Here is a 26,159-nt window from a genome sequence, read left to right on the forward strand (position 1 = left end):
TGAATAACGCATGGCGACTTGTCGTGCACTCATTCATTTCCACTGGCATACTGGACTGCGCGCCCAAATCGGTGCTTCATCTTCTCCTTGCCCAAAATGCCGGCGATCTGCGCAAGTTCAGGGCCATAACTTTTGCCAGTCAATGCGACACGCAAAGGCATGAAAAGCTTTTTACCGCTTATCCCTAGTGTCTGTTTCATTTCTGCCAGCAATGGAGCAAGATCAATACCATATTTGTCAACGGCCTGCTCTGCTTCAACAAAAAACTGCTCGCCTGCGTCGCGCAATAGTTTTAATTCTTCCGGCCCCATCTCAACCTTTTCATGAAAAAATATTTTCGCCCACATTAGCGCATCATGAGGAAAAGCAATATTGGCCTTAATCGTTTCTGCAAATAGTGATTGCAAGTTTAAGGGTACCTGGCTTGCCACACTTTCACCCAGCCAATGCCATAGTGCAGCTACATCCAGCATTTGTACCGCCATCTTTTGCCAGTACATCAGCTGACTTTTATCAAATTTTGCCGGCGAGCGGCTTAATTTTTCCAGATAGAAATGGTTTGCCAATTCATCAAAATCAAGCAATGCCTGCGCATCGCAAGCGTGGCCTAAACGGGCCAGATAATTCATGACAGCGACAGGTAAAAAACCCTGTTCGCGCATTTCATGCAAGCTAAAACTGCCATGACGTTTAGAGAGTGGCGCGCCATCATCACCCACGATCAGGGACAAATGGCCGTAATGCGGTACCTTCAATCCAAGTATATTAAGTAGCAGAATCTGCCGGGGTGTATTTGCCAGATGATCTTCACCACGCAGCACATGAGAAACCTTCATCTCTGCGTCATCAATGGCATTGCAAAATAAAAAAGGCGCTGTGCCATCGGCGCGCCGCACGATAAAATCACCGATATCATCGCTTTTGAATTGCTGCTGCCCTTTTACCACATCTGTAAACTCAATCAGCGTATTAGCTGGCACGGCAAAGCGCCAGGCTGGCTTTTTACCGGCAGCCAAACGCGATGCCACTTCATCCGGCGATAAGCGCAGGCATGTGCCAGCATAACGTGGCGCCTGTCCCCTTGAGAGTTGAATTTTGCGCGCGAGATTGAGTTCCTGATCAGTACAAAAACAAGGATAAATCAGCTTTTTTTCTTCCAATATCCGGTAATATTTTTCATAAATAGGCTGACGCTGTGACTGCCAATAAGGGCCGTAATCACCGTCTTTGCCTGGGCCTTCTTGCCAATACACGCCCAGCCATTGCAGATCATTTTCCAGCGCTTCAACGAAGCGCTCCTCTGAACGAACCGCGTCTGTGTCTTCAATCCGAAGAATAAAAACACCTTCATTTTTTTTTGCGAATAAAGCGCTGAATAACGCCGCGCGTGCATTACCAAGGTGAATCATGCCTGTGGGGCTAGGTGAAAAGCGTGTTCTGATATTCATTTTCTGTCAACTCTACTTGCTCAATTTAATAATGGCAGTCCGTGTTATCGTGCGATGCGTGCGTCTTCTATTTGCTATGTGCGCTCGCTTCCAGCATTAATCGTTTCATTTCGCGGACCGCAGCTTCAAGCCCCATAAACAGGGATCGTGCAATAATACCATGGCCAATATTTAATTCATTCACTTGCGGTATGCGCGCAATCGCCTGTACATTCTGATAATTTAGACCATGTCCGGCATTGACAATCAATCCTGCCTCGTGCGCAAATTGCGCAGCCTTGATGATGCGGTGCAGTTCCTGTTTCTGCTCAAGCTCCGTTTTCGCGTCTGCGTAAGCGCCTGTGTGAATTTCAATGGCGGGTGCCTCACAGCGGAGCGAGGCTTCAATCTGTTTAATCTCGGGATCAATAAACAGGGACACTTCAATTCCCGCGTGCTTCAAACGTGCGGTGGCTTCTCGTATTTTGCTCTCTTGAGACAAGACATCAAGGCCGCCTTCGGTCGTCAATTCTTCACGTTTCTCAGGCACCAGGCAGCAATGCTCAGGTTTCAATTTTTCTGCATAGGCGATCATCGCCTCTGTAACTGCCATTTCGAGATTGAGGCGCGTTAAAAGTACCGATTGAATCAGCGCGACATCACGCTCCTGAATATGGCGACGATCTTCGCGCAGATGCACTGTAATGCCATCTGCCCCCCCATTTTCAGCTGCGTAGACGGCTTCAACCGGATCAGGGTAGCGCGTCCGCCTCGCCTGGCGCAATGTTGCAACATGATCAATATTAACGCCCAATAAAATCGGTGTATCCTTCATGTTTATCCTCTATTCATGACTTGCGTCGTCTGTGCATAGATATACTGGCAAACAGACCGTTTTCGTTATCATTAACCTGCTGGCAATTGTACATTAGCCGCTTGTCTGGAAGCTAAAATAATTTTTTATTCTTCTGCCTGCAACCATTTGAACTGGTTGCCGTTATACACTATAAACGTTATGCTGATGAGGTCTAGCACTGCTATTCAGACTTTAGAAACGGCAGGACAATGCGCATCGTAACTAACGGAATAAACTAGAATTTAGCAAAATGGAGGCTGCTATGTCGCGTTTTAATAAAGGACTATTTACTTTTCTTTGTAGTTTATTGTCGCTTGTTATTTACACTCATGCTGAAGCACAGACAACCACGCCCACAGCCACTACGCAGGTGGTGGTGGAAAAACCGGTTATTGTCACGGCTGTACCCGCGCCTAAAGAAGTCATCGCCACACCCGCCGGCTATATGAATTGCTTCACTGTCATGGCTGGTTGGTATAAAGATGTCTGGGTCGCTGAACACCGCGTTTGCCAGTATGCAGATTCCACCAGTGGTGTAGCCTGGATTGAGGGTTACTGGATGTGTAACAAATACGATCTTGGCGAAGGCAAGTGTACCAACTGGGAATGGAAGGCTCCACGCTGGGAAAAAACACTGGCTGTTTATTAATAAGCTATTGCTCTCTTCCAGAAAAGCCCGGTCATTATTACCGGGCTTTTTTTTGACTATGCCATATTAGCTAGAGGACTTTGGCCATTTTACAAAATGCTCGATAATGCTGTCATCCTGAGCAAAGCGAAGGATCTCCCGATATACAAAAGGAGATCTTTCGCTTCGCTCAGGATGACCGTTTTGTGAACGCTTTTCAAAAATGGCCAAAGTCCAGATAAATAAACACGTTGAAAATAGCCACACACATGCTATTTATCGCTCTCTTCCCCATTGAGCTGCAGGAAAAGTTTACGACTATGAATGGGGCGCGCACCCAGTAAGGGAGCCAAAATAAAGCGGGTTAGCCGTTTCGCATCCTGCAAGCAACTTTCATCTCGCCAATCTTCTCTGGCAATGGCCAACAGATTTTTTCCAGAAAAAATATGTGTCTTTGCCTGTGACGGATTGCCCAGCGTGCTGATAACAAAACCCTGTTCAGGCACAAAACGGTAATAGTGATCAGGCTGTAGAGCATGTTGAAGCTCAGTGTCTGATTTGGGAAACAATCCATAGCCCAGCTCTTCCAGTAGGGCTTTTTCGAATGAGCGCAAAACACCTTGTTCCAGTACGCTTGCCTGCAGCATCGCAACTGCTTTTTCATATGCCGTGTACAATACCGGATGGGCATCCCACTTCTGCAACAAACACATCAGTAGTTCATTCAGGTAAAAACCGGCAAACAAGCATTCCCCGCGTAGAGAAACCGCGGCGCCGTTTGGTTCAACTTGTGAGAGCGTCATCAACTCGCCATTCCCTGACCAGGAAACCAGTAAAGGAATAAAAGGCTGCAACAAGCCCTGCGTGGGTGAACGGGCCTTTCGCACACCCCGCGCCACGACAGTAAGGCGACCATGTTCAGACGTAAATAACTCTACTAGAAAACTGCTTTCTCGATACAAACGACGGTGAAGAACATAAGCGGGCTGAAGTAAAACACGCTTCATAGGCAAACGCCGATCTTATTCGTAGCCCAGACTGCGGAGTGCTTTCTCATTATCGGTCCAGTCTTCCTTTACTTTCACCCACAGGCGCAAAAACACTTTGCGGTCCAAATATTTTTCAATTTCACGGCGAGCCTGAATGCCTATTTTTTTCAGCTTGGCGCCTTTCTTGCCAATGATAATGACTTTTTGACCCTGACGTTCTACCCAGATCACCGCCCCGATTTCAACTAGCTTGTCGCTTTCCTCAAATTGCTCTATCTCGATCGTCGTCGCATACGGCAGCTCTTCTTCTGTGGCCTGGATTAATTTTTCACGGATCACTTCCGCAATATGAAAGCGCACGCCCTTGTCCGTGATTTGATCTTCAGGATAGAGCTGCGGGCCTTCCGGTAATAATTTAATAATTTCGTCTTCGAGTGCGGGAATATTTTGTACTTCCAGCGCAGAGATAGGAACAATCTGCGCGAATGTCAGCTTGTCTTTGAGTTTTTCAATCAGCGGCAAAAGCAGGGCTTTATCCTTGAGACGATCAATTTTATTGATGGCGAGAATAACGGGCTTGGATAAACTGGCGAGTTTTTTTAACACCAGCTCATCTTCACTGTGCCATTTGGTTGCGTCTATCATGAAGACAATCACGTCCGCATCGATTAGGACAGCATTGGCAATTCGATTCATATAGCGGTTCATGGCGCGCTTTTCGCTTTTGTGCACGCCGGGTGTGTCCATATAAATAATTTGTGCCTGCGGCAACGTTTTAATACCTAAAATTTGCCATCGCGTAGTTTGTGGCTTGGGCGAAGTAATACTCAATTTTTCACCCAGCAGGCAATTCAGGAGCGTTGATTTTCCTACGTTGGGGCGACCAATAATGGCTACATATCCGCTTTTTTCTATCGCTTCATTCATGAGTATAGTGACCTATTTATTTTTTCAGCACGCCTAGCATGGCGAGAGCAGCGTCCTGCTCGGCGCGACGCCGGCTGGTGCCCTTACCCCGGGTTTTTTGTTCCACGCCTTCCACCTGACAGCTTACTGTAAAGCGCTGTTGATGGGCTTCGCCTTCAATGGCTTCAACGGTATAAACAGGTAGAGGCATGCGGCGGCTTTGCAGATATTCCTGTAAAAGTGTCTTCGGATCTTTATGACTGGCCGCTGTGGATAACGACTGAAGCCAAGGCTCATACCACGCCATGATGCACGCACGGGCAGCGTCAAAACCGCCATCCAGATAAACCGCGCCAATTATCGCTTCCATTGCGCAGGACAGGATAGACTGCCTTTCGCTGCCGCCGCTTCGCAATTCGCCGGGACCCAGAAATAAATAACGTCCCAGTTCAAATTCTTTCGCCAGTTCAGCCAGGGTATCCCGGTTAACCAATGTCGCACGCCAGCGGCTTAATTCCCCTTCTGTGGCTTTGGGAAATTGGTGATACAGGATTTCTGCAATGACGAAGTTAACCACCGCATCGCCTAAAAATTCCAGGCGTTCATTATGATCACCGCCCTTGCTCCGGTGGGTCAAGGCGACCTTGAGCAATTTAGGTTGTTGAAATACATAATTTAGTTTGCTGGTTAATTCATCACTCATGGCATTTTCACTAATGAATCGCTTTTCCTATTCTACCCCACCGGATACCTGTTTTGCTGCTGTCCCAGCTCATCCAGACCAGCACCGCCTTGCCTACAATATTCTTGTCTGGCACAAACCCCCAATATCGGCTGTCAGCACTATCGTCACGATTATCACCCATGACAAAATACATGTCTTCAGGGACGACGATATTATAGTAATCGCGGCTGGACTTTTTCGGGTCGATGAAAATTTTGTGCTTCACCCCCAGCAAATTTTCCTGTTTTTCTTGTGCTTCGCGAGCTTCGCCATTCTCGTCTTCGAAGATACTGCTTGTGAGCATTTCTTGCGGAACTTTTTCGCCATTAACAAATAATTCTTTGTTAATGTAACTGATTTTATCGCCCGGCAATCCGATCACGCGTTTAATAAAGTCAACCGATGGATTCGGCGGCCAGCGAAACACAATGATGTCACCGCGCGCCGGTTTACCTTCTCCAAACAGTTTTTTGTGTACGACCGGCAGGCGCACGCCGTAATCGTATTTATTAACAAGAATAAAATCGCCCATCAGCAACGTGGGTTCAAGCGAACCGGAAGGAATGCGAAAAGGCTCAAATAAAAAAGAACGCAATAAAAACACCACCAACAGAATAGGAAAAAAAGACCGTGCATAGTCGATGATGATAGGCAGTTTGGCTTTTGCTTCAGCACCTGCTTTGCGCTTGCGTCGCGGCGCAAGAAAAAGAATATCAAACAGCGCAATCAGGCCGGTAATAACCGTGGCATAAAATAAAATTAATTCGAAGTTAAAGTTCATAGGTAAGACCTCTCTGCTCTTTATTTCTTTTCATCAATCTTCAACACTGCCAGAAACGCTTCTTGTGGTACTTCCACATTGCCCAATTGTTTCATGCGTTTCTTACCTTCTTTTTGCTTTTCCAGCAGTTTGCGTTTGCGGGAAATGTCACCGCCATAACATTTTGCCGTTACGTTTTTACGCATCGCTTTCACCGTCTGTCGTGAAATAATATGGCCGCCGATCGCTGCCTGCACAGCCACGTCAAACATTTGTCTTGGAATCAGTTCGCGCAGCTTTTCAGTAACAAGCCGTCCACGGGATTGAGCCTGTTCACGGTGAACAATCGTGGCGAGTGCATCAACGCGCTCGCCATTGATCATGATATCGAGCTTAACCAGATCTGCTGTCTGGAAATGGGAAAAACTGTAATCGAGCGAAGCATAGCCACGGCTTACCGATTTTAGTCGGTCAAAGAAATCCAGCACGATTTCACTCATGGGCAATTCATATACCAGCGCGACCTGGTTGCCATGAAATAACATGCTCTTTTGCGCGCCGCGCCGTTCTACGCACAATGTGATGACGTTGCCCAAATGAGATTGCGGCACCAATATATTGGCCTTCGCAACAGGTTCGCGTATTTCTTCAATCTGATTGACCGGCGGTAGTTTGGATGGATTATCCACATACAGGATATCGCCTTTCGTGCTCACGACTTCATACACCACGGTAGGCGCTGTTGTAATTAATTCAAGATTATATTCGCGCTCCAGCCGTTCTTGCACAATCTCCATATGCAACATGCCAAGGAATCCGCAACGAAAACCAAAGCCCAAGGCTTCGGAGGATTCCGGTTCAAAAAAGAGCGCGGCGTCATTCAGGCGGAGCTTGCCAAGCGCTTCGCGCAAGGCAGGAAAATCATCCGAATGAATAGGAAACAAGCCTGCGTAGACTTGCGGCTTCACTTTTTTAAACCCGGGCAGCATGGTCGTTGCCGGACGATGCGCATGCGTCAGCGTATCGCCTACGGGCGCACCATTAATATCTTTAATGCCAGCGATCACATAGCCCACTTCGCCTGCGCGCAAAATATCGGTTGACACCCGCTTGGGTGTAAAAACACCCAGGCCAGTCACTTCATAGGCTTTGCCGGTCGACATGACCTGCATCTTTTCGCCCGTTTTTAATACGCCATTTTTGACCCGAACCAGTGACACCACCCCCAGATAGGAGTCAAACCAGGAATCAATAATCAATGCCTGCAGGGGTGCCTCCAAATCGCCTACTGGAGGGGGGATATCCCGAATCAACCGCTCAAGCAGCTCCTCAATGCCCACACCTTGTTTGGCGCTGATTCGCACAGCGTCTCCTGCTTCCAGGCCAATAATATCTTCAATCTCATGAATTACCCGGTCAGGATCGGCCTGGGGTAAATCAATTTTGTTAAGCACAGGGACTACTTCGAGGCCCTGGTCAATCGCTGTATAACAAACGGCCACCGTTTGTGCCTCAACGCCCTGTCCAGCGTCCACGACCAGCAGCGCTCCTTCACAGGCCGCCAACGAACGAGAAACTTCGTATGAAAAGTCCACGTGGCCCGGTGTATCAATAAAATTCAGCTGATAGGTTTCGCCGTTATGCGCCTTGTAGTACAGCGTTACGCTGTGCGCTTTAATCGTAATGCCCCGCTCCCGTTCAAGATCCATGGAGTCCAGTACTTGGGCCTGCATTTCACGCTCGCTTAAGCCTCCACAACGCTGGATCAGGCGATCAGCAAGGGTAGACTTGCCGTGATCAATATGGGCAATAATTGAAAAATTCCGAATATTTTGCATAGACATGTAGATAACCCTGATAAGGGGCATGATAGTAACGCATTTTTTAGCAATATACCAATATGGAATAAGTGCTTTATAACTAAAGAGAAAGTGTTTAATTGTCGCCCCGTTTGAGGAGACGAGCCAGAGCAAACGCTGGCTTATTCTGGTTACTTTGCAGCCTCAGGCTGTTATATCATGGTATGTAACGATTTTGTTAAACATCAGGATATAACATATGTCCCAACATGAAGACATTCACCCCAAAGGCCAGTTAGTGATCCAGACGGTTGCCATGCCTGCGGATACCAACGCACATGGCGATATTTTTGGTGGCTGGCTGGTTTCGCATATGGATATGGGTGCAGGCATTGCTGCGCGGCATCGTGCACGCAGTCGTTGCGTGACTGTCGCCATCGACTCCATGACATTTATCAAGCGTGTCCTCGTGGGAGATACGGTATGCTGTTATGCTGATATTCTGAAGGTGGGACGTACTTCCATGCAAATCCAGATTGAAGTGTGGACGAATGGACTGGTGGAAGATAAACATAAAAAAGTGGCTGAAGGCGTGTTTACGTTTGTCGCCATTGATGATCACGGCAAGCCACATCCCGTGGATCGTTAATCAGCTCATGCGCAAGTGTATTAACAGTTTTCTGTAGTCATCCTGCTTGAGTGAATCACGAAAAACAATGCAGACGCCAGGCTTAAAGCAAGCAGGCACCAGCATGGACCAGCCTTGTTTTGGCAGACGAAAACGCAAGATAGAAACAAACGGTGTCACGGTGCTGTCACCACACAATTCTGCCTCATAAACTTTCAGGGACGTACGCAGCAGCCATTTGCCATGCTGATTTTGCCGGAGACTTATAACAGCGTGCGGACTGCGCAGTAAAGCAAATTGCCAGAGCACACCCCCTGCATAAATAAAAAGAAGCAGACAGATCAGGATTTTTATCCACGCTTCAATGGGCAGTAACAACACCATTCCCAGACTACCCAGAAAAACGGTCCCTATTAAAGCAAGGTATTGTCGTGAGGGTCTAAGTTTAAATTCTGGACCTGGCATGGCGGCGGATCGCTTCCGTGATATTCACCAATTCCTTGTCGGCCGGCTGCTCGCGGCCTAATAACCACTTATAAAGATCTTGGTCCGATTGACCGAGCAGCGCTATAAATCGCTGTTTATCCGCCAAAGACAAATCCGGATACGCCTCCTCTAAAAAATTCCCCAATAAAACATCCAGTTCCAGCATACCTCGGCGGCAGGCCCATTTCAGCCTGGAAAAATTCTCTAATATATTGTGTTCATTATCCAGTTTCATTTAAGCTTCTCTTTAGCTTTGCTTGCTATACTAAAAAATGAAAAAACTGCAAAAAGAGTAACCCAATGGCAGATATAAAAAAAGAGCTAATCCAATTAATAGATCAGGTTGATTCCGCAGCGCTACCTGTTGAGCTGAGAATAGACCTGGCAAAGACCAAGTTATTCCTGCGGCAACCGGAGTGCATCATTGATATTAAAGATGAAAAAAACAGACTGGCAATCGCTGGCTTTATTGATCTGTTAGAAAAAAAGTTAAAATCAGCTCGTCTCGAACACCCGCACACACCTAAAAAGCGCTCACCCTAAATGAAATAGAAAGACTGGCGGAGGCAAACGCCCGCCAGTCCGGTATGACTGCTACACACTTGCATCAAACAATACGATACTGTTCTGATCGGCTCCATTGCCAAGATGGCAATTATAATTTACAGCTCCCTTTAACTCGTAAGTTTTGGGATCATAATACGCCGCATGAAATTCGGCGGAGTTATCTTCAAATACACGCAAACGTCCATAAGCATAAACAGGGCCAAATGCTCGGTGTTCAGTGAAAAGCGTTTGTGAAGTGGCAACAGTATATTTTTCCTGGCCATTTACTGGCACTTTATAATGTGAAAAAAGCGTAAAGTTAATGCGCGTACTGGATCCGCCTATATCAGCAGCACCTTTTACATCCGCTTTGTTAACAGTGCACTTATCCATATGAATGATAGCACGCACTTCATCGCCCTGTTCCAGCGCTTGTAAAAGCTGTTCATAGTTGGTCAATGTTTTAGGTGCCGCATAAGCTGCGCTGACAGCCATCGTCAATGAAGTGATGACAGTCAGCCATCTATTGAAGCCTTTCATATTAATTCTCCCTATGGAAATGCCACAATATATACTAAGATGTCGCATGGTAAAAGTGCATGCACAAGTGCCATGAGCGTGCCATAAACGCAAGACAGCCAATACACAGAGACCGGATTATGCCCATTCATATCATTAAATTAATTGAACGCCGTGAAGTTGCACGGGGAACCCATGTTTTCGTATTTGAAAAACCTGAGGGACTGACTTTCAAGCCAGGTCAATATGCAGGCTTTACACTGATCAATCCTGCTGAAACCGACGCAGGCGGTATCACTCGGCGTTTTTCACTGCTTTCAACCCCTGACGATGCGCATCTCGCTATCGTCACACGTATACAAAATTCTGCGTATAAACGTGTACTCAACGCACTGCCTATAGACAGTGAAATAAAATTCGCCGGGCCTACTGGGAATTTTGTTTTGCATGAGGAGACTTCTATCCCTGCCGTTCTCATTGCCGGCGGTATTGGTATTGCGCCATTTTACAGCATGATCAGATATGCGACACATCATCATTCACCGCAACAGATTTATTTATTTTATGGCAACCAGCAGCCGAGCGATACGGCATTTTTGGATGAACTTATGCAACTACAGCAAAAAAATCCGCATTTTAAGCTCATCGCCGCCATGGACCGGCCAGATAATACATGGGCAGGCGAAACCGGTTTCATTACTGATAAGATGATAAAAAAATACCTTCCTGACATCAGCGCACCGATTTATTACATTTGCGGCTCGCCCGCGATGGTAACTGCTTTACAGGAAACACTCGCTGAAATGGGCATTGAAGAGGAAGAACACATTCGCACTGAAGACTTCCCAGGGTATTAAACTTTATTAGACCAGAATATCCCATGAGAGGGAGAATCGCGATTCTCCCTCTTTATTAATATCCCCGGCCAAGTGAAGCGATGAAATACCCTTGTCATGGATTTCCGATCTGGTCCATAATTTCCGCCAATTTAAGCAAAAGGAAATAAAGCATGACCAGACATGAATATTTGCAATCGCTCAACACTGAACTGAGCCGTTTAAAGGAAATGGGCCTTTATAAGGCAGAACGCGTTATTACTTCGCCACAGCAGGCCGTTATTCGCTTGCAGGATGGCTCGGAGGTCATTAATCTTTGCGCAAATAATTACCTGGGGCTTGCTGATCACCCAGCGTTGATTGAAGCGGCCAAAACTTCCCTGGATCAATACGGCTATGGCATGTCGTCGGTACGTTTTATTTGCGGCACGCAATCAGTACATAAAAATCTGGAACAACAGATCAGTCATTTTCTTGGGACTGAAGATACAATTCTTTATTCATCCTGCTTCGATGCGAATGGCGGTCTCTTTGAAACGCTATTAGGCCCTGAAGACGCGGTCATTAGTGATGCGTTAAATCATGCCAGCATCATTGACGGCATCAGGCTATGCAAAGCAAAACGCTTCCGTTATAACAATAATGACATGCATGACCTTGAAGCCAAATTAAAAGAAGCCAAAGACTGCCGCGTCAAACTCATTGCAACGGATGGTGTTTTTTCCATGGATGGCATCATTGCCAACCTGCCTGCGATTTGTGATCTCGCAGACCAATATAATGCCCTGGTCATGGTGGATGATTCTCACGCCGTCGGTTTCATGGGGCAGCACGGACGCGGTACGCATGAATATCATGGCGTCATGAACCGTATTGATATCATTACCGGCACGCTCGGGAAAGCACTCGGCGGTGCTTCAGGCGGTTACACCAGTGGCCGCAGGGAAATGGTTGAATGGCTGCGGCAGCGTTCCCGCCCTTATCTCTTTTCCAATACGCTCGCGCCCACCATTGCGTCGGTTTCCATTAAAGTACTCGAAATGCTGGAAGCCAGTCAGCATCTGATTGAGAAACTCCATGCGAATACCGCACATTTCCGACAGGGAATGGAGAAACTGGGCTTCAAACTGGCGGGCAAAGATCACCCTATTATTCCGGTGATGCTGGGTGATGCCAGGCTCGCTACAGCCATGGCGGATGATTTGCTGCATGAAGGTGTTTATGTGATTGGTTTTTCCTTTCCGGTCGTCCCCCAGGAGCAGGCACGTATCCGCACGCAGATTTCAGCTGGGCATGAAAAATCCCATCTCGACAAGGCGATCGAGGCTTTCGCCAAAATTGGTCGCAAATTGGGTGTGATTCACTGATCTGTTTACTTGGAAGAAGCGGCACAGTTATTTTAATTTGCCAAATAAAAACACATTTGCTTCACTTACCCCACTACATGATGAGGAAAACATGAAAGCGCTCGTTAAAGCAAAAGCACAAACCGGCATTTGGATGGAAGACGTTGCCATGCCCGCCGTCGGCCCAAATGATGTTCTGATCAAAATAAAAAAAACCGCGATCTGCGGCACGGATATTCATATTTATAACTGGGACGAATGGGCGCAGGAGCACATTCAAGTTCCGCTGGTCATTGGCCATGAGTTCGTAGGCGAGGTTGTAGAAATAGGCAAGGAAGTAACCAGCTATTTCAATCCGGGCGATCGTGTTTCAGGCGAAGGACACATTGCTTGCGGGCATTGCCGCAACTGCCGCGCAGGGCGCTCACATCTTTGTCGTCGTAACGTCAGCGTGGGCGTCACCCGCAACGGGTGTTTTGCTGAATACCTGAGCATTCCCGCCACCAACGCCTACCCCATCCCTCCTTCCATACCAGATAGCCAAGCCGCCATCCTGGATCCTTTTGGCAATGCAACGCATTCCGCTCTGTCGTTTGACCTGGTAGGTGAAGATGTGCTGATTACGGGCGCGGGACCAGTCGGCATCATGGCTGCAGCCATTGCGCGACATGTAGGCGCGCGCCATGTGGTCATTACCGATGTGAATGCGTACCGGCTTGAATTAGCGAAAAAAATGGGTGCCACACTGGCTGTCAATCCAGCAAAAACCAGCCTCAGAGAAGTCATGGACCAACTGAACATGAAAGAGGGTTTTGATGTAGGCCTTGAAATGTCAGGCAACGCCAAGGCATTTAATGACATGATTACCTACATGAACCATGCGGGCAAAATTGCGCTGCTGGGTTTCCTGCCGCATGGCACAGGCATTGACTGGAGCCAGATTATTATGAAAGGCATCATTATCAAAGGCATTTATGGCCGTGAAATGTATGATACCTGGTATAAAATGATTACCATGCTGCAGAGTGGACTCGATATTGCCCCTGTGATTACCCACGAATTTTCCATTGACGAATACCAGCAGGCGTTCGAAACCATGCGCAGCGGCCAGTCGGGCAAAGTCATCATGAATTGGGAATAATAAAAGAACCACTAATTTTACTACTGCATCAGTCAAAAATGTCTATTTTTTCCCTCGGGAAGGTTGTCTTGTGGGCAAAATATCCCTCTTCTTATTTTCCGGCCCTGAACCTGAAGGATCGCTCGGTGCTCTAAACAGGCCTCTAAAACGTTGAACCAAATTGGGAGACGCTCTCCCAATTTGGTCTTTTTTAGCAGCAGCATCAACATGTTTAGCAACATGTTTAGCAACCTGTTCAGCAATAGCAAGATGATGATGTTGATCAGCCTTTTTTTCTTTTATTTTTTCTTCTTTAAATGCCTGCTTAATAGTGCTAGACCTTTCAAGTACCTCTCTAACGCCGTCTTGTTCTAAAAATTCGCTAAAATCCGGGTAACGAGATTTTACAAAAGTTTTAATATGTTCCAGCATCAACAGCAAACGTTTGTTAGTAGATTCTGTAGTTTCACGTCTCGCCAAGTCAAAAAACTGGGCTTTGAATGCTACCAATAATTCTGCAATTTGCTTTGGAGAAAATAGTTCTGCAAAATTTTTATTCTGAAATACTTTTCTTGCAGCTTCAAATTTCGCTTCTCTGTCATTAGCATCCGTTAACCAGCCTATAATTTCATCTGTCTTTTTTGCAATTTCAGCTTTTGTTTCATCTATCTTTTTTGCAATCTCCGCTGGATCACCAGTCCTCTTAAAGAGTAATTCTATAATTTGGCTGGTTTCCTGCGCTGCCATGTTTTGTGTATTTGGATCACTACTCAATCCAACCTCCTCATAGGGTGGTTTTTCTCTGATCTGAGTAGGCATGATTTGTAAATACTGTGCTTTTTTTTCTAGCAGTTTAGCGATTTGATCCAACAAGTCCTGCTTGTCCGTTTTGGAAACACCATGACGAACCGCTCGAAGCTTTTTTTCAATGAGGGAATAATCGAATTTATTATCCTGAACTGCCTGAATAAAATCATCCAGCTCTCGAGCCAGCTCGAGATTTGGCAATGCTACTTGAGTTAGCTCGGTAACAATTTTATCTAGTTTCTTATTGATTTCCTGTTCTTTCTCTTTTATTTCTTCGGCTAACTGTTCATGGCTAAACATAAAAAAACTCCTCGCGTATTTTTTTATAGTATAGCGTATTCTTTAAAAGAGAAAACAACGAGGTAATTTTAACTTATTGTATTTAAAAAAATGTTTTTTTATCAACACCCCGATGGAGGCTAGGACATAAAAGAAAACCAGACTCTTAAGTTTTTCTTAAGCCTTGATTGATAGGATCGGGTAATAGGCTTGTTTTAGCGGGAGCGTCCAGAAAAACGCCCCCGTTTAGCTGACAGTTGAGTTTGAAATAATAATTATTCTAAACATCAACCAAACGCAAATAATCACAAACTCTTGTCAGGAGTAAAACATCATGTTGCGTATTGACCCGAACACAGCCCTGCAATCAAAGCAACTTATCCGCGATACACTCTCTCAACTGGATCAAGCCTTCACACGGCTTAGTTCTCAGGAAATCAGCACCATTCACCTCAACGCACTTTTTCACATGTCGGACATTGCCTCTTATGACAAAAGGGCCCGTCAACTAGACAGGGAAATTTTAACCCTGCTCACCAAGCTTGGTTCGCGGGGGATACCACCCAGTCTGACAGATGACTATATTAAAAAGGCTTATGTGCTCACATTGGAAAAAGTGTTAGCCAAACTGAAATTACTTGATTTGCCAAAACAGAACATATTGAAGTTACTAGCCTCCACTGGCACTCAAATTAATCATTGCTGGGCACAGCTGCAGTCAGCTAGTGATATGGAAACCTTGATGGCCGAAATAAATGATGACCTCGTTAACTCGCTGGATAAATTCATTAAAGATGAATTCATGCTCAAGGCTTTCGCTGGGGATTATGCCTGGTTTGAAAGCATGGCGGTGGAAAAAATAATGAAGAAAAAAGAATCCAGAGACCCTGTCTTCAGTGATTATCGACATCTGCTCCTGAATAGCACGCCCACCTATCTCATGATTTCGCAGCCGGCGCATTTTCTTCTGTTTGACCAGATGGTCAAGCTGCTGGACGCCCTGAAAGCCTGCAAGGGGGAAACTCATAAAGCTCGTTTTCGTGCCATGATGAAGATACTTTCTTCTTTTTCATCCCCTGACTGGGCAATTGAAACTGATGTGACAAAGCTTCTTTCATCCCAGGTCATGACAGCGCTGCCTCATTTGGTCAAGCAGCAAATAGAAAATATTGCGCAACAATATCAAGCAAACGGATCGCTGCATTCTGCACGTTTTTTGTCTGTGTTGGAAAATTATTACATTCAACTCGAGCTCGGGATAAGCAAGCGAAATACATTTATAAAAAGTGCACGGCAAGATTTTACCGCGGGTTCAGTTGAAGATCGAGGCCATGCCGTTAAAAATTCTCCCCAACTGTTTTATTCAGCGCCGGAAAAACTCCAGCATACGTGTCAAGATGAAAGCTGGACTATGATTAATGAAACTTCTGCCACATTAAACAGAGTTTACACTAAAGCGACACAATGGATATTTGGCTGGATGGACAACACAGCAAGTGTTTCATCCGCTGGAAACACACATCGTAAAGCAACTTCACTGCATCACCATGCAACGACACCTAATCGATTTAAATAAAGGAAATAGATTTCATGCTATATCTTACAGACTCCCAGGCTATCGAGCTGCAGCGACAAATTGGCTCGTACAGATTCCAGCAGATTGGCATTACGACCGTACAGGTACCCTTGCTCAGCGATGAGGAATTTGCTGTTGTAGCCACTCTGCTTGCGATAGGTGAAGACGATTTTTCTATTTCAGAAGATCTTTTACTGGCTGCGATTCAATTCAATGACATAGATGGCCTCTGGGTAAACTATCCGTTCATCCGCCCCTCCCTTATTACAAAGGGATTAATTCAGCATGACGAACAGACCGGCAAGCTGATTTTTTTGAACGCGCAATTAACGTTGGATGCTGATTGGCCGCTTTTTAATGAAGAGAGTGAGAATAAAATAACCGAAACAGGCCGTGAGGAAACATCCCTTCTCTCACAACCGTTGCCGCAGCTTCAGGAACAATTGCACCAGATCATGCAGCATCTAAAAGCCATTCAATACCTCTGCCAAACTTCTTCCATCTCCTACAAATTTACGGAGGGGGCGAAATTATTAAACCAGCTCAATCCATCTTCTGAACTGCAAAAACAGTATCAATTAGATTCAAATGGAGACTTGGAATCCGATAGAGTGGTAAATAAAAAACAGAAAAATGACGCGAAAAATGATAAATTGACCGCAGCCGAACGCAAAAGAAAATACAACATGAATTCATCGCGAATATCGCGGGAAAAAAGAAAACACTACGATTCGGTTATTCTGCCCGCCTTGCTAAACGAAATACATTCCCAGATATCGAGCGTGACTGAAAACATGGCACAGTTATCCTCCTTTGCCGACAGAAACCATGAAGAGACTACCCGAACAAATTTCGCCGATACAATACAAGCAACTCAAGACACAAGCCTGCCTGTATCTTCGGAAGCAGCCACAATTGACACCGGTACTGAAGACTTGCGCAGAGCAGATTCAGCAGCTTCCGTGCTGCCTTTTTCACTTTTTAAAAGGTCATCTGTTTCACAAAATCCCGTTCACTCCCCCTCGATTCCATTCTCACTCTCTCCAACCAAAAAAACGTGAACAAAGGAAATGGATATCAGGGAACAAGAATGGAGCGTACATGCGCTCCATTTTATTTTCCAAACCGCTTTTGCAGATAACCCCATAACGCTCGCAGCGCCATTGCTTCACCGCCTTGCGGGCGTCCGGGTCGGGCACGTAAATTCCATGCCATCATGTCAAAGTGCAGCCAGGGGACATCATCGGGGACAAATTCTTTTAAGAATAAGGCCGCTGTGATAGCGCCGGCATAAGGCTCAGTTGAGTTATTATTGATATCTGCGATCGGGCTGTTTAAGTATTCTCTATATTGCGCAAACAACGGCAAGCGCCAGACAGGATCTTTCTGCTTTTCACCTTCTTGGATAACTTCATTCACCACTGCATCGTGGTTGGAAAAAACGGCAGGCAATTCTGTGCCAAGCGCAACACGCGCTGCGCCCGTTAACGTGGCGATGTCTATTAACAAGTCCGGTCTTTCATCCGCCGCTTCCGCCAGGGCATCTGCTAAAACAACCCGGCCTTCAGCATCTGTATTGCCGACTTCGATTGTCAATCCTTTACGGCTTTTTATAATATCGCCTGGGCGATAAGCGTTGCCGGATATGACATTTTCAACTGCCGGGATGAGAACGCGCAAGCGCACCGGCAATTTCGCTTCCATGATCATGCGTGCAAGGCCCAGTACGTGTGCCGCGCCCGCCATGTCCTTTTTCATCAGTAGCATGTACGCGGAAGGTTTGATATCCAGACCGCCTGTATCGAAACAAACACCCTTACCCACCAGCGTCACTTTAGGGTGTTCCGGCTGACCCCATCGCAAATCCAGCAAACGGGGTGGATCATCACTTGCCCTGCCTACCGTATAAATAGATGCATAATTATGCTGCAGCAGTTCTTCACCAATCAGTTGTGTCAATTTGGCGTTATATTGGTTCGCCAACTTTTCGGCAACACCTGCCAACTCAGCAGGACCCATATCATCAGTCGGTATGTTAATCCAGTCGCGCACGGAATAAAGGGATTCAACAATAGAACGAACGGGACCTGCTATTTTATTTTCTAAAACCAATTGTGCAGGCTGTCTTTTGGGATTTTTATAGCGTGTAAACTGATAAGCGCCGAGTCCCCAGCCAATGGCATAAGAGGCATAATATGCATCTGCGTTTTCAAGGACATAAACACCTTCAGGCAGCGTAAAGGGCAAGTGCCCTGCACACCATATGTTTTCCGGTTGATCTATGCAGCAAACGACACGAGCGATACGACCCGCTGCATCCGGTATGAGACGCACCGCACCCGCCTCCGCAATAAACTGTGTCGTTGCCAGCCAGTTTGATATCGCATCCGCTTGCGCCGCCAGCCATTTAGGGTAATCCGTTACTGGCACGAGAATAATGGGAACCGCCTGATGATTCGTTTCCGTAAAACATGCTAGCATTTTATTCTCCTATCATTTGTTCAGGCGGTGTGTAGGGCTGATGTAATGCTTCAGCAACAGCCTGGTAAGTGACTTTGCCGCGGCATACATTCAAGCCATGCATTAAATGACGATCGCGCCGCATGGCTTCCTTATAACCAAGATTGGCCAGGGCTATCACAAAAGGCAGTGTGGCATTATTCAGCGCAAAAGTAGAAGTACGGGGCACAGCGCCAGGCATATTCGCTACACAGTAATGTACCACTTCATCAACGACATAAGTCGGTTCCTGATGCGTTGTCGGCTTGCTGGTTTCAAAACAGCCGCCCTGGTCAATGGATACATCCACCACCACGGCGCCATGACGCATGCGGCTTAGCATATTCCGGGTCACGAGTCTTGGGGCTGACGCACCCGGAATGAGTACGGCGCCCACGACAAGGTCTGCACTCTGAACATGTTCTTCAATGGAATCCGCCGTTGAAAAAATAGTCATGATTTTTGAGCCAAACTGCAAATCAAGCATATAAAGCCGTTCCAGCGACTTATCAATGACGACGACTTGTGCACCCATTCCCATGGCGACACGCACTGCATTGGTACCAACCACCCCGCCGCCAATGACAACGACTTTGGCAGGCACAACACCTGGCACGCCGCCTAACAGCATTCCACGTCCGCCGTTTTTAATCTCCAAACTGGTCGCGCCCGCTTGTATGGCCATTCGGCCGGCTACTTCACTCATGGGCGCCAATAAGGGCAAGCCGCCATGAGGGCCTGTTACGGTTTCATACGCAATCGCGACGCAGCCTGATTCCAGCAGCAATTTTGCCTGCTCCGGATCAGGGGCAAGGTGCAGATAGGTAAAGATAACCTGATTTTCACGCAGCATTCGGCATTCCTGGGGCTGGGGTTCCTTGACTTTAATGATCATGTCCGCTTGCTGAAACACTTCCTCCGCATGCTCAACAATGCGTGCACCTACGCGCTCATACATTTCATCTTCAAATCCGATTTTTTCTCCCGCGCCTTTTTGAATAATGACCTGGTGTCCCCTTGCGGTTAATTCCCTGACGCTACTTGGCACTAATCCAACCCTGTATTCAAAATTTTTTATTTCCTTTGGAACGCCGACTAACATATTTATTCTCCAATTGATGTCACGTGACCACTCAGGGACATTTTCAATGAACGCCGCTTACCCGCTCTTTGGTAATGCTCTTTATTTAAAAATCTCCATCCATAATTTATTGATTCGTTGAACAAAGGCAGCAGGATCGGGCAATGCGCCGCCCTCTGCCAATAACGCCTCCTCATACAAAATATGAATCCACTCATTTAGCTGTCCTTCTGCTACGTCTTCTCGCAATCGGCGTACCAGCAGATGGTCCGGATTCAATTCTAGTATGGGTTTGGTTTCAGTGACAGGCTGCCCGACTGCCTTTAGTAACCGCTCCATTTGCGGCCCCAATGCATTTTGATCGCGCACTAAACAAACAGGTGAGGTAGTCAAACGATGCGACAAGCGAACATCTTTCACTTTATCATCCAACAGGGTTTTGATTTTTTTAATTAGTGCATCAAACTCCTGCTGCTGCATTTCCTCTTTTTTTTCTTCTTCCGGCCTTTTCGAGGCAGCTTCTTCGGTAACAATTTCATCCAGCGGTAAATCGCCTTTAGCAACCGATTGTAATGGCTTGCCGTCAAATTCCGGCAAATGACTGACTACCCATTCGTCAATGCGATCCGCTAGCAGCAAGACTTCAATATTGTTCTTGCGGAAAATTTCCAGATGCGGGCTTGCCTTGGCTGCGTTAAAGTTATCCGCTGTGATATAGTAAATTTTTTTCTGGTTAGGCTTCATGCGCTTGACATAGTCTTCAAATGAAACCGTTTGCTCCGCCGTATCCGCGTGCGTAGAAGCAAATCGCAGCAGCTTGCCAATACGTTCTCGATTAGCAAAGTCTTCCGCGGGCCCCTCCTTCAGCACATTGCCAAATTCCTTCCAGAAGGTCGCATATTTTTCCGGTTCATCCTGCGCGATGCGGTCAAGCAAATCCAGCACGTGCCGAATCAGTGCGGAGCGCAGTTTAGGTATAGCGGGATGGTCCTGCAATATCTCGCGCGAAACGTTCAACGGCAGCGCGGTTGTATCTATTACCCCGCGCACAAACCGCAGATAATTCGGCATGAATTGTTCGACCTGATCCAGAATAAACACACGCTGCACATATAACTTGAGGCCATGATGCTTTTCATGTTGCCAAAGATCAAAAGGTGCGTGCGCGGGCAAATATAAAATGCTGGTATATTCAATATTCCCGCCCTCTATTCGGTGATGGGTCCAGGTGAGCGGATCTTCAAAATCATGGGAAATATGCTTGTAAAACTCTTTATATTGCTCGGGAGTAATGGCGTTTTTAGGCAATGCCCACAAGGCAGTCGCGCGATTAATGGTTTCCCATTCCTCCGTAGGCTTTTTATCATCAGTATATTTAGGCATCAGAATGGGAAGATTCAAATGGTCCGAATATTTGGTTACGATATTGCGCAAACGCCAGCTGTCTAGAAATTCCTGCTCGTCTTCCTTAAGATGCAGAATAACATCGGTACCCCGAGCGGGTTTTTCCACATTCGCTACGGTGTATTCACCATCCCCCCGAGATTCCCAGCGCACGCCGTGTTCGGCACTCAGCCCTGCCCGCCGCGTCAGCACAGTGACTTTATCCGCCACGATGAAAGCAGAGTAAAAGCCCACGCCAAACTGGCCGATCAGGTGCGCATCTTTTTTCTGGTCCCCCGTGAGCCGGGCAAGAAACTCTCGCGTACCGGATTTGGCAATCGTCCCCAGGTTCTCAACGACCTCATCACAGCTCATGCCGATCCCGTTATCACTGATCGTAATAGTGCGTGCATCTTTGTCAAAATGGATGCGTATTGCCAGATTGGAGTCCGATTCATATAAAGCCGGATCCGATAATGATTCAAAGCGCAGTTTGTCGGTTGCATCTGAAGCGTTTGAGATAAGTTCACGCAGAAATATTTCTTTATTGCTGTAAAGGGAATGAACAACAATATCGAGTAATTGTTTGACTTCAGCCTGGAAATTCAGCTTTTCCTGATGCGCGTCAATAGGCATAAATGTATCCTCCACCATCTTTTGGAGGATACTATATAGGCGAAAGGAAAATATTCAAGGGCTTATCACCGAACCATCCGGGAAGGACCGCTTGATTTACTTGTTAACATCTGTTACAGGTAGAAAATAAACTGAGAAAAAAAGCCAGAATCTCCGCTTAAGAACAATTGCATTGGCTATTTTATTAGCTTGAATACATTCAATAATGGGAGGTGCCATTTATGAGCTTTTCAATGAAACTTTTCAAACCCAAAACAGAAACCATTGTTCTCGGCATCAATATGGCAGCTCAACTTGGCCTGATGACTTATCTAAATATGACCTTGGGATCGTCTACTTCCGAAAGCCGCGAAGGGACTAAAAAACGCGAGAACGCGAACCAAGACCCAGCCACAACGGGCATAACCAGCCAGGGTTGCAAGCTTCGATAAGTTGTGTTATCCCATAAAAAAACCACCTGCGGAAAAATCTGGAGGTGGTTTAATTTTTGTAGTTATTATTATTATTTATTTTTATAGTTATTCACTCCATCCTTAATTTTAATTACCCTTCTTCGCTGCAACAGAGCTGACTGGTTGCTCGTCTTGAGCAGCCTTTTTACCTTCAGTGGCTTCGACGCTCTGGTTATCAACTGATTGCGGCACGGGTTTGAAAACACCCATCGGTTTAGCCGATGAGACAACTGAGACAGGTTTTTCTGACTTCACCTCAGTGACAGCTGCTTTTTCTTCTTTCACAGTAACTTCTTCGACCTTGACTGAAGATGGATTGGCTGACTGGCTAACTGGTAACGATTTCATTTTTTCAGTCAAGTCTGCCGTTGTTCCAACGACGGGCGGTTGTTTCACTTCAGCCTGGGCACGTTTTCGAGAATTCATTTCAAACTCATCCCGCTCAATCTTCGCTCTGCCCTGCTCAAAGAAAGAATTGATGGTTTCTGAAGCTGCTTTAATAGCCCCGTAAGCGATAATGGTAATCAGGCTGGTTAATGAGGCACCGCGCATAAACGCTTTATTGCCGCCGGTGTTTTTCAAATCCGTTACCGCCTGCCGCATGGTTTTAGTCGTCATGGTTTTTAAATCAGCCTGCGATACCATGTTTTTGTAAACGACTTCAAAACCATTCAGCGTGATCCCGCTCATGGTGCCCGTCAGCAGCACTGACATGAATGGGCTCACCAAAGGATGGTACTGGCTGGCAGGAAATAGTCTGTCCATCGGTTCCTTAACGAGCGTATCCATGCCGATGCAGAAAAAAGCATTTAAAGAATTTTTATACCAACGTGGGCCCATACCCATTTTTGCGAACTTGAGCATGTCTAAATAAGTACTAAAAAGAGGACGCACCCCTTTTGCCGCCAGGACTTTTTGATTAGCAAAATACTGGGTAGCCGCAGTGTCCATGCCGCCTATCATTTGAGCAGCAAGCGCAGTCGAAAAGGTTCTCGCTAAAAAAGAAGGATAATAGGTTTGTCCTTCCTTGAATTCCGCCTCTTGTGATTCATGCGTAAACTCTTCTCGAGGCAGTTCTTTTGGCCCCACAACGGTATCAATGCGTGTACGAACGGCTTCCTTGTTCGAAATAACAATATTTTTCGCGTAAGAACCTTTGGTAGCCGCTTTCAAACCATCAAAAAAAGATTTTAAGCCCGCCATGGACATCATATTGACCGCCACGGTTCCTTTCGATTTGCCAAAAATCTGGAGCCGTGCCTGGATTAATTCAAGAGGATAAACAGAAACCGCAACGAAAGCGGGTGTTGATAACATGAGGGTAGTATTTTTAGCGAAATCGCTGTTATAAAATCTTTTCTGCATATTCAGGTAGTTTTCAGGCGAAAACATGGGAAACAAGAAGCTTGTTTTTATATTTGGATTGGTATCAGGTGCCTGAGAACCTTGTTGAGACTTGTCACGATTATTCATTTCCTACTCCTAAGCCAAATGTGTTATTGCATGCATTTATAGTTATGGCAGGAGAGTATATAGCGCTAATATTAAAAGAGCCTTAAGCAAATCAAGCTGTTAACGTTTCACCAACCGGTTAAAAAGAAAAAGACCGAAAACAAGAAAGGCGGCCAGAGGAAGGAAGGCGGCGAGGACAGCAGGAACCTGAAAAACGATGCAAAGCTGCCCCAAAAAGGCATTTGAGATAAAGAAAACAAACCCGACCAGAATACCGATCACAATACGCCATCCCAGCGTTGATGTGCTAAACGCCCCCAGCACGAACGGAATAGCGAGAAAAATCATAACCAGCGAAATAAAGGGCTGGAAAATCCGCTGCCAGAATTCATATTGATATTCGCTTGATTGCAGTCCATTCTGGTGCAGATAGCGGGCAAATTTCACTAACTTTGGCAATGACATGTCACTCGGTTCCACCAGCCCCACATTCAGCAGATTCGAATTGAATTTAAGATCCCATGCAGCTTCAGTGAAGAGCTGGCTTTTGGTGCGTTCAGGGTAAAAACTGGTTTTGACCACATCGCTCATACGCCATTGATTATCCCGATAAGACAGCTTCTTAGCAAAATAAGCTGCTTGTAATTGGTGCTTGTCATTAAACTGATAACGCGTGACGCCTTCCAGCAATTGGCGCCCCACTACCTGCTGTACATGAATAAAATTATTATCGACATGAAACCAGACCCCGGCTCCTGTCACTACCACCTGGCCTCCGTTTTTCGCACTCTCTTTATGCATTTCCGCCTTATAGCTCAGGCTCGGAGCAATCCACTCACCCACGATGCTGATTGCAAGAACCAGCGCCAATGCGGCGAGCAATACGCTATAGACAATCCGGCGGATGGAAAATCCGGCGGCCCGCATCACAGCTAATTCACGGTGCGAAGATAAGATACTCAATCCCACAATACTGCCCAACAACAGCAGCATGGGTGAGAAATGATAGAACTCATTTGGCAGACGCATCAGCACATAAAAAAAGGCCTGTGCAATTGAATAATCGCCTTCGCCAATATTTTTTAATTCGCCGAGCAAGGTTATCAGAAACAAGATACTCGTAATAATGAGCGCCACCAGCATTGTTGAAATGATGGTCGTTTTAGCAATATAACGTTCCAGAACCTTGATCATTTTTATTTAGTACCTGCACTCGTCCAGCGTTTTGAACCCATCAGCATCACCATAAGAATAAACAGCATGACCACGCCGTGCACCCACCACATACCGATAGAAATGGGCACGGTGCCTTGTTCCACCCAGTGTCGTGCAATAAAAAGCAGGTTGATATAGATAATGTAAATCAACACGGCTGGTAAAAGCATTAGATACCTTCCCTGTCGTGGTCGCACAGCGCTCATGGGTACAGCAAGCAAGGCCAGCAGAAAAGCAGAGAGTGCTATTGAAAAGCGCCACTGAAATTCAGCAGCACGCTTGGGGTTGTCGTAATCATGCCATAATTGCAGCGTTGGCAGTGTTTCGTCCTCTTCATGGGTTGCACGCATTTCATTTTGAGGAATATGCACGGCGTATTTTTTGAATTGCACAATTTTATAATCATTCTGTCCAGGCGTACCTTCATAACGATAACCGCCTGCGGTCACAAAATAAGACTCTTGTGTTCCCTTGTCTTTTATCTGATAGCCCTCATCTGCCAGCACCAGCATCCATGCGCTGCGATTAGGATCGGCAGCGTTTTTTTTCTCCTGCGCCAGAAAAACATTTTCGGCACGCTTACGGTCACGCGAGAGACTTTCCACATACATCACGAAACGGCCATCCGGGCTCGCCTGGAACCGACCAGGTATCAAGGTCTGCACCATGTGTACAGTGGCCTCATCACTCTTCATTAACTGCTGTCGTTTCGCCGAAACCAGCGGATTAATCCATAGCATCAATACAAGAATAATGACAGTCACCACTGCCGCCACAAACAAGGTTAATTGCATGAGTCTTCGGTTACCAAACCCGCACATTTGCAGAATGGACATCTCCTGGTCCGCATAAAGCCGGCCATACGCAAGCAGGATACCCAGATAGAGACCCAAGGGAAGCAAGACGGCCAACAAATAAGGCACTTCGAAACTGACCAGCGTCAGCAAAATGCCAGTCGGTATTTTACCAACGGCCACATAATTCAAATACCGTACCATCTGCTGGCTAAGAAAAGCGAGCAAGAGTACGATAGTAATCGCGAATAATGTGTTGACTACTTCGCGGGTCAAGTAGCGGGAAATAATCACTTAGGGTTACCTTTCTTTCTTATCCGGGCAATTATAGCCTTAATTCACCCCCGAGAACAAAAAAGTTATCGTTGAGGGACCGCGATGAGGCACCGGATTGAGCGGTTTTTAGGGTGACAAA

General features: G+C 46.3%; 26 protein-coding genes. 9 read left to right on the forward strand and 17 right to left on the reverse strand.

What is annotated here, in order from left to right; all coding sequences use genetic code 11:
* Positions 1-29 precede the first annotated feature (29 nt).
* Positions 30-1,448: a glutamate--tRNA ligase gene (gene gltX / locus AQUSIP_RS05835; RefSeq protein ID WP_114834564.1), complete on the reverse strand. Its 1,419-nt coding sequence runs from the start codon at positions 1,446-1,448 to the stop codon at positions 30-32.
* Between the two features lie 67 nt (positions 1,449-1,515).
* Positions 1,516-2,262 carry a pyridoxine 5'-phosphate synthase gene (gene pdxJ / locus AQUSIP_RS05840; RefSeq protein WP_114834563.1) on the reverse strand — a complete coding sequence of 249 codons (747 nt, stop codon included), beginning with the start codon at positions 2,260-2,262 and terminating at the stop codon, positions 1,516-1,518.
* A 283-nt stretch (positions 2,263-2,545) separates the two neighbouring features.
* Between pdxJ and AQUSIP_RS05845 the strand changes: the two genes are divergently transcribed.
* Complete coding sequence (locus AQUSIP_RS05845; protein ID WP_114834562.1) at positions 2,546-2,932, forward strand: hypothetical protein; 387 nt, start codon at positions 2,546-2,548, stop codon at positions 2,930-2,932.
* 251 nt (positions 2,933-3,183) lie between these two features.
* On the opposite strand, the gene recO is transcribed toward AQUSIP_RS05845, so the two are convergent.
* Genes recO through lepA form a run of 5 tightly spaced genes read right to left on the reverse strand, consistent with a single transcriptional unit; the run spans position 3,184 to position 8,134 of the window.
* A complete protein-coding gene (gene recO / locus AQUSIP_RS05850; protein ID WP_114834561.1) occupies positions 3,184-3,918 on the reverse strand; it encodes a DNA repair protein RecO in 735 nt (244 codons plus the stop codon).
* Positions 3,919-3,933: 15 nt separating this feature from the next.
* Positions 3,934-4,827 (reverse strand): GTPase Era, encoded by an 894-nt coding sequence (gene era / locus AQUSIP_RS05855; RefSeq protein ID WP_114834560.1) that lies wholly within the window; start codon positions 4,825-4,827, stop codon positions 3,934-3,936.
* Positions 4,828-4,843: 16 nt separating this feature from the next.
* On the reverse strand, positions 4,844-5,509 hold the full coding sequence (gene rnc, locus AQUSIP_RS05860) for a ribonuclease III (protein WP_114834559.1): 666 nt from the start codon (positions 5,507-5,509) through the stop codon (positions 4,844-4,846).
* 10 nt (positions 5,510-5,519) lie between these two features.
* The gene (gene lepB / locus AQUSIP_RS05865; RefSeq protein WP_114834558.1) at positions 5,520-6,311 is read right to left on the reverse strand and encodes a signal peptidase I; all 792 of its coding nucleotides are present in this window, start codon (positions 6,309-6,311) and stop codon (positions 5,520-5,522) included.
* Positions 6,312-6,331: 20 nt separating this feature from the next.
* A complete protein-coding gene (gene lepA / locus AQUSIP_RS05870) occupies positions 6,332-8,134 on the reverse strand; it encodes a translation elongation factor 4 (RefSeq protein ID WP_407641508.1) in 1,803 nt (600 codons plus the stop codon).
* Positions 8,135-8,348: 214 nt separating this feature from the next.
* On the opposite strand from lepA, the gene AQUSIP_RS05875 reads away from it, so the two are divergent.
* Entirely contained in the window at positions 8,349-8,738 is a 390-nt protein-coding gene (locus AQUSIP_RS05875) for an acyl-CoA thioesterase (protein WP_114834557.1), read from the forward strand.
* Here AQUSIP_RS05875 and AQUSIP_RS05880 read toward each other — a convergent pair whose 3' ends face one another.
* Both AQUSIP_RS05880 and AQUSIP_RS05885 read right to left on the reverse strand, forming a co-directional pair.
* Entirely contained in the window at positions 8,739-9,182 is a 444-nt protein-coding gene (locus AQUSIP_RS05880; RefSeq protein WP_114834556.1) for a protein YgfX, read from the reverse strand.
* Positions 9,163-9,438 (reverse strand): FAD assembly factor SdhE, encoded by a 276-nt coding sequence (locus AQUSIP_RS05885; RefSeq protein WP_114834555.1) that lies wholly within the window; start codon positions 9,436-9,438, stop codon positions 9,163-9,165. Before AQUSIP_RS05885 ends, AQUSIP_RS05880 begins: the two co-directional genes overlap by 20 nt.
* A gap of 65 nt (positions 9,439-9,503) precedes the next feature.
* On the opposite strand from AQUSIP_RS05885, the gene AQUSIP_RS05890 reads away from it, so the two are divergent.
* On the forward strand, positions 9,504-9,746 hold the full coding sequence (locus tag AQUSIP_RS05890; protein ID WP_114834554.1) for a hypothetical protein: 243 nt from the start codon (positions 9,504-9,506) through the stop codon (positions 9,744-9,746).
* A gap of 51 nt (positions 9,747-9,797) precedes the next feature.
* Here AQUSIP_RS05890 and AQUSIP_RS05895 read toward each other — a convergent pair whose 3' ends face one another.
* Complete coding sequence (locus AQUSIP_RS05895; protein WP_170131815.1) at positions 9,798-10,289, reverse strand: VirK family protein; 492 nt, start codon at positions 10,287-10,289, stop codon at positions 9,798-9,800.
* Between the two features lie 119 nt (positions 10,290-10,408).
* Here AQUSIP_RS05895 and AQUSIP_RS05900 point away from each other — a divergent pair, with 119 nt between their 5' ends.
* The 3 genes from AQUSIP_RS05900 (at position 10,409) to tdh (ending at position 13,591) form a co-directional block, all read left to right on the forward strand.
* Positions 10,409-11,125, forward strand: a complete 717-nt coding sequence (locus AQUSIP_RS05900; protein WP_170131814.1) for a ferredoxin--NADP reductase — start codon at positions 10,409-10,411, stop codon at positions 11,123-11,125.
* 152 nt (positions 11,126-11,277) lie between these two features.
* Positions 11,278-12,471, forward strand: a complete 1,194-nt coding sequence (locus tag AQUSIP_RS05905) for a glycine C-acetyltransferase (RefSeq protein WP_114834551.1) — start codon at positions 11,278-11,280, stop codon at positions 12,469-12,471.
* A 91-nt stretch (positions 12,472-12,562) separates the two neighbouring features.
* Positions 12,563-13,591, forward strand: a complete 1,029-nt coding sequence (gene tdh / locus AQUSIP_RS05910) for an L-threonine 3-dehydrogenase (RefSeq protein ID WP_114834550.1) — start codon at positions 12,563-12,565, stop codon at positions 13,589-13,591.
* Between the two features lie 42 nt (positions 13,592-13,633).
* Here the strand turns inward: tdh and AQUSIP_RS05915 are convergent, their stop codons facing one another.
* The gene (locus AQUSIP_RS05915; RefSeq protein WP_114834549.1) at positions 13,634-14,677 is read right to left on the reverse strand and encodes a hypothetical protein; all 1,044 of its coding nucleotides are present in this window, start codon (positions 14,675-14,677) and stop codon (positions 13,634-13,636) included.
* A 313-nt stretch (positions 14,678-14,990) separates the two neighbouring features.
* Between AQUSIP_RS05915 and AQUSIP_RS05920 the strand changes: the two genes are divergently transcribed.
* Both AQUSIP_RS05920 and AQUSIP_RS05925 read left to right on the forward strand, forming a co-directional pair.
* Positions 14,991-16,232 (forward strand): hypothetical protein, encoded by a 1,242-nt coding sequence (locus AQUSIP_RS05920; RefSeq protein ID WP_114834548.1) that lies wholly within the window; start codon positions 14,991-14,993, stop codon positions 16,230-16,232.
* A gap of 14 nt (positions 16,233-16,246) precedes the next feature.
* Complete coding sequence (locus tag AQUSIP_RS05925; RefSeq protein WP_114834547.1) at positions 16,247-17,293, forward strand: hypothetical protein; 1,047 nt, start codon at positions 16,247-16,249, stop codon at positions 17,291-17,293.
* A gap of 52 nt (positions 17,294-17,345) precedes the next feature.
* Here AQUSIP_RS05925 and AQUSIP_RS05930 read toward each other — a convergent pair whose 3' ends face one another.
* The 3 genes from AQUSIP_RS05930 to htpG form a co-directional block, all read right to left on the reverse strand.
* Positions 17,346-18,713, reverse strand: a complete 1,368-nt coding sequence (locus AQUSIP_RS05930; protein ID WP_114834546.1) for a leucyl aminopeptidase family protein — start codon at positions 18,711-18,713, stop codon at positions 17,346-17,348.
* A 1-nt stretch (position 18,714) separates the two neighbouring features.
* The gene (ald, locus tag AQUSIP_RS05935) at positions 18,715-19,833 is read right to left on the reverse strand and encodes an alanine dehydrogenase (protein WP_114834545.1); all 1,119 of its coding nucleotides are present in this window, start codon (positions 19,831-19,833) and stop codon (positions 18,715-18,717) included.
* A gap of 81 nt (positions 19,834-19,914) precedes the next feature.
* The gene (gene htpG, locus AQUSIP_RS05940) at positions 19,915-21,831 is read right to left on the reverse strand and encodes a molecular chaperone HtpG (RefSeq protein ID WP_114834544.1); all 1,917 of its coding nucleotides are present in this window, start codon (positions 21,829-21,831) and stop codon (positions 19,915-19,917) included.
* A 221-nt stretch (positions 21,832-22,052) separates the two neighbouring features.
* Here htpG and AQUSIP_RS05945 point away from each other — a divergent pair, with 221 nt between their 5' ends.
* Positions 22,053-22,262 (forward strand): hypothetical protein, encoded by a 210-nt coding sequence (locus AQUSIP_RS05945; RefSeq protein WP_114834543.1) that lies wholly within the window; start codon positions 22,053-22,055, stop codon positions 22,260-22,262.
* Between the two features lie 108 nt (positions 22,263-22,370).
* On the opposite strand, the gene AQUSIP_RS05950 is transcribed toward AQUSIP_RS05945, so the two are convergent.
* The 3 genes from AQUSIP_RS05950 to lptF form a co-directional block, all read right to left on the reverse strand.
* On the reverse strand, positions 22,371-23,756 hold the full coding sequence (locus AQUSIP_RS05950) for a hypothetical protein (protein ID WP_114834542.1): 1,386 nt from the start codon (positions 23,754-23,756) through the stop codon (positions 22,371-22,373).
* A 99-nt stretch (positions 23,757-23,855) separates the two neighbouring features.
* The gene (lptG, locus tag AQUSIP_RS05955; protein WP_114834541.1) at positions 23,856-24,929 is read right to left on the reverse strand and encodes an LPS export ABC transporter permease LptG; all 1,074 of its coding nucleotides are present in this window, start codon (positions 24,927-24,929) and stop codon (positions 23,856-23,858) included.
* 2 nt (positions 24,930-24,931) lie between these two features.
* Positions 24,932-26,038: an LPS export ABC transporter permease LptF gene (lptF, locus tag AQUSIP_RS05960; RefSeq protein WP_114834540.1), complete on the reverse strand. Its 1,107-nt coding sequence runs from the start codon at positions 26,036-26,038 to the stop codon at positions 24,932-24,934.
* Between the last annotated feature and the right edge of the window lie 121 nt (positions 26,039-26,159).

The organism is Aquicella lusitana (genome assembly GCF_902459475.1).
Taxonomy (GTDB): Bacteria; Pseudomonadota; Gammaproteobacteria; order DSM-16500; family DSM-16500; genus Aquicella; species Aquicella lusitana.

Bases quoted from the DNA above. Each gene is read 5' to 3' on its own strand.
- gltX (WP_114834564.1), bottom strand. From the start codon at position 1,448: ATGAATATCAGAACACGCTTTTCACCTAGCCCCACAGGCATGATTCAC.
- pdxJ (WP_114834563.1), bottom strand. From the start codon at position 2,262: ATGAAGGATACACCGATTTTATTGGGCGTTAATATTGATCATGTTGCA.
- AQUSIP_RS05845 (WP_114834562.1), top strand. From the start codon at position 2,546: ATGTCGCGTTTTAATAAAGGACTATTTACTTTTCTTTGTAGTTTATTG.
- recO (WP_114834561.1), bottom strand. From the start codon at position 3,918: ATGAAGCGTGTTTTACTTCAGCCCGCTTATGTTCTTCACCGTCGTTTG.
- era (WP_114834560.1), bottom strand. From the start codon at position 4,827: ATGAATGAAGCGATAGAAAAAAGCGGATATGTAGCCATTATTGGTCGC.
- rnc (WP_114834559.1), bottom strand. From the start codon at position 5,509: ATGAGTGATGAATTAACCAGCAAACTAAATTATGTATTTCAACAACCT.
- lepB (WP_114834558.1), bottom strand. From the start codon at position 6,311: ATGAACTTTAACTTCGAATTAATTTTATTTTATGCCACGGTTATTACC.
- lepA (WP_407641508.1), bottom strand. From the start codon at position 8,134: ATGTCTATGCAAAATATTCGGAATTTTTCAATTATTGCCCATATTGAT.
- AQUSIP_RS05875 (WP_114834557.1), top strand. From the start codon at position 8,349: ATGTCCCAACATGAAGACATTCACCCCAAAGGCCAGTTAGTGATCCAG.
- AQUSIP_RS05880 (WP_114834556.1), bottom strand. From the start codon at position 9,182: ATGCCAGGTCCAGAATTTAAACTTAGACCCTCACGACAATACCTTGCT.
- AQUSIP_RS05885 (WP_114834555.1), bottom strand. From the start codon at position 9,438: ATGAAACTGGATAATGAACACAATATATTAGAGAATTTTTCCAGGCTG.
- AQUSIP_RS05890 (WP_114834554.1), top strand. From the start codon at position 9,504: ATGGCAGATATAAAAAAAGAGCTAATCCAATTAATAGATCAGGTTGAT.
- AQUSIP_RS05895 (WP_170131815.1), bottom strand. From the start codon at position 10,289: ATGAAAGGCTTCAATAGATGGCTGACTGTCATCACTTCATTGACGATG.
- AQUSIP_RS05900 (WP_170131814.1), top strand. From the start codon at position 10,409: ATGCCCATTCATATCATTAAATTAATTGAACGCCGTGAAGTTGCACGG.
- AQUSIP_RS05905 (WP_114834551.1), top strand. From the start codon at position 11,278: ATGACCAGACATGAATATTTGCAATCGCTCAACACTGAACTGAGCCGT.
- tdh (WP_114834550.1), top strand. From the start codon at position 12,563: ATGAAAGCGCTCGTTAAAGCAAAAGCACAAACCGGCATTTGGATGGAA.
- AQUSIP_RS05915 (WP_114834549.1), bottom strand. From the start codon at position 14,677: ATGTTTAGCCATGAACAGTTAGCCGAAGAAATAAAAGAGAAAGAACAG.
- AQUSIP_RS05920 (WP_114834548.1), top strand. From the start codon at position 14,991: ATGTTGCGTATTGACCCGAACACAGCCCTGCAATCAAAGCAACTTATC.
- AQUSIP_RS05925 (WP_114834547.1), top strand. From the start codon at position 16,247: ATGCTATATCTTACAGACTCCCAGGCTATCGAGCTGCAGCGACAAATT.
- AQUSIP_RS05930 (WP_114834546.1), bottom strand. From the start codon at position 18,713: ATGCTAGCATGTTTTACGGAAACGAATCATCAGGCGGTTCCCATTATT.
- ald (WP_114834545.1), bottom strand. From the start codon at position 19,833: ATGTTAGTCGGCGTTCCAAAGGAAATAAAAAATTTTGAATACAGGGTT.
- htpG (WP_114834544.1), bottom strand. From the start codon at position 21,831: ATGCCTATTGACGCGCATCAGGAAAAGCTGAATTTCCAGGCTGAAGTC.
- AQUSIP_RS05945 (WP_114834543.1), top strand. From the start codon at position 22,053: ATGAGCTTTTCAATGAAACTTTTCAAACCCAAAACAGAAACCATTGTT.
- AQUSIP_RS05950 (WP_114834542.1), bottom strand. From the start codon at position 23,756: ATGAATAATCGTGACAAGTCTCAACAAGGTTCTCAGGCACCTGATACC.
- lptG (WP_114834541.1), bottom strand. From the start codon at position 24,929: ATGATCAAGGTTCTGGAACGTTATATTGCTAAAACGACCATCATTTCA.